This window comes from uncultured Amnibacterium sp., assembly GCF_964244015.1.
In the GTDB taxonomy this organism is placed as follows: Bacteria; Actinomycetota; Actinomycetes; order Actinomycetales; family Microbacteriaceae; genus Amnibacterium.
Map to the genome: position 1 here is coordinate 1 of NZ_CAXTHO010000153.1, position 5,869 is coordinate 5,869.

Consider the following 5,869-nt stretch of genomic DNA (forward strand, 5'->3'; position numbering starts at 1 on the left):
ACTGTCCAGCCGTCGCCGAACGCCTGGGGGCTCACGGACGCCGCCCTCCGGAGCATCCGCGAAGGACGCCCCGGAGGTCGCGGACGGACCTTCTAGGCCGGCCTGTCACTCGCCGAGCTTGTCCTCGAGGTGGCCACGTTTTGGCCACGTTCGAGCGGTATCTGGGGTGACTCGCGAGTGGTCCAAATGACCGAGGAAGCCCACCAGTGCTGGGATCGCGACCTTTTGGCCCTTGCCGGTGAGGGCCTGCACAGGCTTCAAATCCCACCGCCACCGCGTGTGCTGAACCCCCGCGATCCCCGTAACTACGCGGATCGTGGGGGTTCACCCTTTTGTCAGAGGTGCCGTTTGCCCACATTTTGCCCACATCTGTACGACCCAGTCCCTCGTTGAGCCGGTTCGCGACGAGGTCGAGGTCGTCGTCGAAGAGGTCGGCGTAGACGTCGAGCGTCATCGCCGCGGAGGCGTGACCGAGCATCCGCTGCACCGCCTTCATGTTCGCACCGGACTGGATCGCAAGGCTCGCAGCCGTGTGCCGCAGATCGTGCGGGGTCATTCGAGGGATCCCCGCTCGGCGGACCGCCTGGCTGAACCAGCCGCGGCTCGACTCGTCCGTCCTCGTGCGTCGGAGGTAGCCGCCGTCCTCGGCCTCGAAGACCAGCTGCTGGCCCGTCCTGCCGGCGCACTGCGCGACCAATGCGGGGCCAAGCAGCGCGGGGAACGGCACCGACCGCCGCTTGTGCGTCTTCGGAGTGCCGATCTCGATCTTGTCGGCCACCTCGACGGCGTTCACTGTGACGTTGAGGCGGCGGCGTCCGAGATCGACGTCCTGCACCCGGAGACCCACTGCCTCACCCCAGCGCAGCCCGCAGTACGCGAGCACGAGGACGAAGGTCCGCTTGTTGCCGCACTCGAGCGCCAGCGTGCTCCCCTGCTCATGGGTCAGGTACGTGTGCGCCTTCTTGTTCTTGCGTGGCATCTTGACGCCGCGGGCCGGGTTCGACGAGATCCGCCGGTCCCGCGCGGCCACGTCAAGGATCGAGGCGAGCACGCCGTGCGCCCGCAGCACCGTCGTCGCGCTGCGCCCCTCGCTGATCTCCGACACCCACTCCTGCACGTCGCTGTACCGGACCGCCGACACCGGCGTCGTGCCCCACCGCGGCTCGACATAGAGCCGCCAGGCGATCTCGACCGGACGGACCGAGGACGGCTTCAGATGAGTCTGGAACCGCAGCCACGAGGCGCCCAGCACACCGATCGTCTCCCGAGCTGCCGTCGCGTTGACGAACTCGCCACGGGCCATCGCCACCTGTACCGACGCGAGGTACAGCTCCGCCTCGCGCTTCGTGCGGAACCCTCGCTTGTCCGTCTGCGAACGATCCGGCTTCCGATATCGGACCCGGTACCGCCTGCCCGCCGCCGTCTCGTATGCCGAGATCGCACCCATAACGACCGCTCCCGCCGTCCTGCTCCAGCACCTACCGACTCACCGCATCGGCACGATCACTGCTTCCGATCGCACCATCGCACTCCGACACTCCTCGTCGACCTCCACAACCACCACCTCCCGTCACTTCACCTGACACCACATCTCCTCTTCCTTGCCCTGTCCTGGCCTGCCACCTGTACTCCCGAACCACCCTCAGTCAGCAACGCTTTTTCTGCTGAGTGAGGGTGGTTCGGGAGCCGCATCGCGGAGGCGGCGGGCCAGGACAGGGCAAGAAGCCTGAAACCCCTCGCTCAACCCCTCGCACTCAACGAGGTACTCAGCGAGGGGTCCAGACCGCCTTCAGCAGCTCCCGAGGTCGTACTTCCCGGACGCGACTCGGTTTGTCTGCAGAAGGCCGTCGTTCGCTACCCCCGGAGCCTGTTCAGCGCGCGGTCAGCGATGTCGCGGACGCGATACTGCCAAGTCCTCCTCCTCCGATGCCGGCGCTGGATCATTTCCGTCGCGGCAGGATGCGGCCCGACGAGGGGTACACGCTGATCGCCCTCCCCTGGGGTGGCCTCCCATGGGCACTGGGCAACGCGACGGGTGGAGAGCAGCTCCATGACGTGGTGCTTGTAGTTGTAGCGAAGGGGACCCGGTACGCCCTTGCCTCCTGGTGCGGCGATGAGGCTCACGAATTGGGCGAGGATCTCAGCGCTGACCATGGCCGCGAGGGTCGCGACGTTCTGTCCCGCGGTTCCGGGTTCGATTCCGGCGGCCCGCACGTAGTCCTCGTTGTCCAGAAGCCCCTCCTTGTCGAGGAGGACTCGGTCGATGCTGATCTGACGCGAGCAGGTCATGCAGGGCTGGCCTGGCACCAGAGTGTGCACACGCGCTGTCGCACTGCGCATGCGCCCGTCCTCGTTGTTCTCGATACTGATGCCGCCGTCGATTACGGGGATCAGGTCGGCGTAAGCGATCGAGTTGAGAACAGCACGAGCCCACGGACGGTCGACGGCGGACACGATTACGTCGTAGCCGAGCGCCATGTCGAGGCCCTCCGGCGTCGAGATCGAGACCTCGTGCTCGCGGATATCCACGTTCTTGGCTGTCGATTGCGCACGCATGAGCCGCGCGGCGACCTCCACCTTGGACCTGCCGAGCCGAGCGTCAAGGCGGGTTGCGCCGATCATCCTGTCAAGGTTCTTCACCTCGACTTCGTCGAAATCCATGAGCCCGATCGTGCAGATGCCGGATGCGGCCAGCCGGAGCGCTACATCGAGGCCCACGCTGCCAAGACCGACGACCAGGACGCGCGTGCGGGCGAAGTCCGCTTGAGTCGCGTCGCCCCACGCGGACACGGTCCGGATCTGCCGCCTCGTCGACGGGGGTGGAGGAAGCAGCTCTGGATTGAAAGATTGCGCGAGGCGGTCGCCAACAACACGCACGCTGGCAGCGGGCTGACGTGCTCCGCGCCCTGACCAGAAGCGCGCCGACCAGGTTGCATTGCCACCGGCGAGAGTCATGCCGATCATGGGAAGGCCCGTGAGCTTCGTGATCAGGCCCGCATAGCCGGACTCCGTGTCCTCGTCGGTCTGGCTCATTTGCTGCCATAGGCGCGCTTGCGGATGCGAGTGCAGCAGCACCAGACCTTCGCCTCGCTCGGCCGCGACCTGTCCGACCCTGACGATCCATGCACCAGTGAATGAGGCATTGCCATGGACTCGGCGTTCGCCGTCCTCAGGGACCACGACCGATCTGATGCAGGCGGTCGTGTCCCCGGCACTGCGGCTGGTCGACGGGGAGTAGGTCGCTAGACAGACGTCCTCTTGTCCGTCCGCGCGGATGAGTGCCTGTCGAAGTTCTCGATCGGAATCGGCGCGCATGGCCACCGACAACCCCTGCTCGTTCACGCCAGCGCCGATCCGAGCACGAAGCGGACGTGAGCGAGCCAAGCTTGCGTGGGGTCGGTCACCCGTTCCCACGCCTCAAACGATCGTGAGTGGCGGGTATATCCGGGAGCGGTCTGGGACTGGTCGGGATTCGGCGACTCGAGCTGGACCGCGGCGGGGAACTGCACCCAGTGCGGCGGCATGGCGGGCCAGGCGGCGAGCTCTGCAACCGCGACCGCGGTTCGAATGATCTTCCCTTGGTGAGGTCCGCGCGGGCCGCGGACCGAGTAGAAGACGTACTCGTTGTCACGCTCAGCTTCGGCACCGTGTTGGTTGAGTCCGGCGACGAAGCCCTCCACGCCGCTCGCACTCATGCGACGCTCCCGCTCTGGCGCAGCGATTCGAACTCCTCGCCGTCCTTGATCTTGATGACCTCGCTGTCCCGGTACGTCTCGACAGCGTGCTTCGCGATGCGGGTGAGGTCGTACTGAGCGGGGTCGAGTCCGGCGAGTCGGAGCAATGCGTCGGCCTGCCAGGTGCGGTCCCACACCTCGAACGACTTGGAGTCGATCTTGATGTGGAGGGCGGGGCGCTGCTTCTCGACGTCGGTCTCGACGACGTCCTGCTGTGACATGGGTCCTCCTGGACCTTGGTGACACCGCGGGCGATCCGCGGCTCGCTCAGCACACTAGCGCGGTGACGCACCAATACGAAGGAGTGACACACGGCTGCAACGGCGGCTTGCTTCACCTGTGGTGCGGATGCGCCCATACACTGAGCGACATGCGACTGACCATCGCGTGGGCCGCGTGAGCGACCCCGCCGAGCCATCCGCGGGCCGGAACCGTGCTGAGGGTGTTGAAGCCCGACTTGATCTGTCTCAGCTCGGACCGCTGTTGCGCGAGCATCGCGGCAACCTGTCCATCCGTCAGGCCGCCGCCGACGCTGGCGTGAGCTTCTCGACCTTCTCGCGTGTGGAAGCCGGCTCACAGCCCGACCTCACCTCGTTCACGTTGCTGTGCTCGTGGCTCGGTATCTCGCCCAACCAGTTCTTCGCGCCGGCCTCCGAGCGGGAGCAAGACCCGCTCGAGGTCGCGATCTCACACCTCAGTGCAGATCCGCGTTTGGATGGAGACAAGGCCAAGAGCATCGAGGAGATGCTCCGCACCATGTACAGGGCTCTCGCGTCCGCGGCGCCAGCGAAGCCCTTGCTGGCCGTGCACCTTCGCGCCGCATCGGTGATGCGACCAGGCGTCCCGGGGCGTCTGAACGACATGTTGAGTGCAATGCACGCTGAGCTTGAGGCCCGAATCGCATCCGGGAAGCTGTGACCCTTCGACGTGGCTTCAAGACCGAAGCGGAGAAGCGGGCGGCCTCTGTTCGGGCCGAGCTTGGTCTTGCTGCGAACGATCGCCTAGACCCACGCGACCTCGCCCTTGCCCGCGGAGTTGCCGTTGTCGATGCGGACACGCTCGTTCCGCGCGAGCAACTGGAGGAACTCGAAGCGCTCCAGGCGTACGCCTTCTCGGCCGCAACATTTCACATACGCGATCGGACGGTGATCGTTGTGAACAACCTCCACGACATCGGCCGTCAAAACAGCGACATCAGTCACGAGCTCTCCCACGTCCTACTTGATCACGACCTGTCGGAGGTGCGCGAGCTGAACGGGATGCCATTTCGAACATGCCGCCCTGAGCAGGAGGAGGAGGCGACGACGCTCGGTGCCACACTCTTGCTGCCGCGGGAGCTGCTGCTTTCGGCGCTGCGGCACCGGCTGACCGTTGCGCAGATCGCGGTGCAGTACGAGGTGACGCCCGTGATGGCTAAATACCGTGTCAACACCACCGGTGTCGCTCGTCAGCTCGGCCTTACTGGGCGCTGACTCGGGAGCGCCGCATGAGGGCGCAGGCGCGTTACGTCGGTCTCTGCCCGCCTGAATCGGGCGGTGGAGAGGTCGGCGTTCTTGCGTTCGATGACCGTCTGCATCGAGGCCGCAGTGCCGGACCCGGTTGAACGAGCCGCACGACGACGCCGAGCGCTCGACCGCGGCAGGCTTCGCTGGAAGGGCCACGGACACGAATGACGTGTCGACGACCTTCGTGGGCGTTGACGAACCTGACCCTGGGCTCTGCCGTGCGAATCGTGATGAACGGTACGGCGCCTGCGGGGAGCGTTCTGCCCACAATTTGCCCACACTTCTGTGAGCAGCGATGCGGTCCGACGCAACCGGGTGAGATCAAAATAACTGGTCAGAGCCTGCTTCTGAGATCTGGTTCGAACCCGTGATAGCCCTCTGATCGAGTTCAAATCCCACCGCCACCGCCAGTCACGAGACCCTCTGCTTCCCCGGAACGACGCGGAAGTAGGAGGTCTCGTTCGTTCTGCCCGCGCGTCTCGCCGGGGTCCGTCACTCAGCTCCCGTCGTGCTGATCGCGCCCGCCTCCTCCCTGTGCTCCCGCGTCGTCTCTCTTCCTCGGTCTCTGGTGTGCACTCGGTAGTCAGTAGCACTGATTAGTGGTACTGTCCGTTGCTAGGTACTGATACC

Annotated in this window: 6 protein-coding genes; 2 read left to right on the forward strand and 4 right to left on the reverse strand. The window is 65.7% G+C overall.

Annotated features, from left to right (window positions below; all coding sequences use genetic code 11):
- Positions 1–31: 31 nt before the first annotated feature.
- The 4 genes from ACFE67_RS13615 to ACFE67_RS13630 form a co-directional block, all read right to left on the reverse strand.
- On the reverse strand, positions 32–1,447 hold the full coding sequence (locus ACFE67_RS13615; RefSeq protein ID WP_375407414.1) for a tyrosine-type recombinase/integrase: 1,416 nt from the start codon (positions 1,445–1,447) through the stop codon (positions 32–34).
- Positions 1,448–1,854: 407 nt separating this feature from the next.
- The gene (locus tag ACFE67_RS13620) at positions 1,855–3,342 is read right to left on the reverse strand and encodes a ThiF family adenylyltransferase (RefSeq protein ID WP_375407415.1); all 1,488 of its coding nucleotides are present in this window, start codon (positions 3,340–3,342) and stop codon (positions 1,855–1,857) included.
- On the reverse strand, positions 3,339–3,695 hold the full coding sequence (locus ACFE67_RS13625; protein WP_375407416.1) for a hypothetical protein: 357 nt from the start codon (positions 3,693–3,695) through the stop codon (positions 3,339–3,341). Before ACFE67_RS13625 ends, ACFE67_RS13620 begins: the two co-directional genes overlap by 4 nt.
- Complete coding sequence (locus ACFE67_RS13630) at positions 3,692–3,955, reverse strand: hypothetical protein (protein WP_375407417.1); 264 nt, start codon at positions 3,953–3,955, stop codon at positions 3,692–3,694. Before ACFE67_RS13630 ends, ACFE67_RS13625 begins: the two co-directional genes overlap by 4 nt.
- A 175-nt stretch (positions 3,956–4,130) precedes the next feature.
- On the opposite strand from ACFE67_RS13630, the gene ACFE67_RS13635 reads away from it, so the two are divergent.
- Positions 4,131–4,652: a helix-turn-helix domain-containing protein gene (locus ACFE67_RS13635; RefSeq protein ID WP_375407418.1), complete on the forward strand. Its 522-nt coding sequence runs from the start codon at positions 4,131–4,133 to the stop codon at positions 4,650–4,652.
- Positions 4,649–5,206: an ImmA/IrrE family metallo-endopeptidase gene (locus ACFE67_RS13640; RefSeq protein WP_375407419.1), complete on the forward strand. Its 558-nt coding sequence runs from the start codon at positions 4,649–4,651 to the stop codon at positions 5,204–5,206. Before ACFE67_RS13635 ends, ACFE67_RS13640 begins: the two co-directional genes overlap by 4 nt.
- The last annotated feature ends 663 nt before the right edge of the window (positions 5,207–5,869 follow it).

Bases quoted from the DNA above. Each gene is read 5' to 3' on its own strand.
- ACFE67_RS13615 (WP_375407414.1), bottom strand. From the start codon at position 1,447: ATGGGTGCGATCTCGGCATACGAGACGGCGGCGGGCAGGCGGTACCGG.
- ACFE67_RS13625 (WP_375407416.1), bottom strand. From the start codon at position 3,695: ATGAGTGCGAGCGGCGTGGAGGGCTTCGTCGCCGGACTCAACCAACAC.
- ACFE67_RS13630 (WP_375407417.1), bottom strand. From the start codon at position 3,955: ATGTCACAGCAGGACGTCGTCGAGACCGACGTCGAGAAGCAGCGCCCC.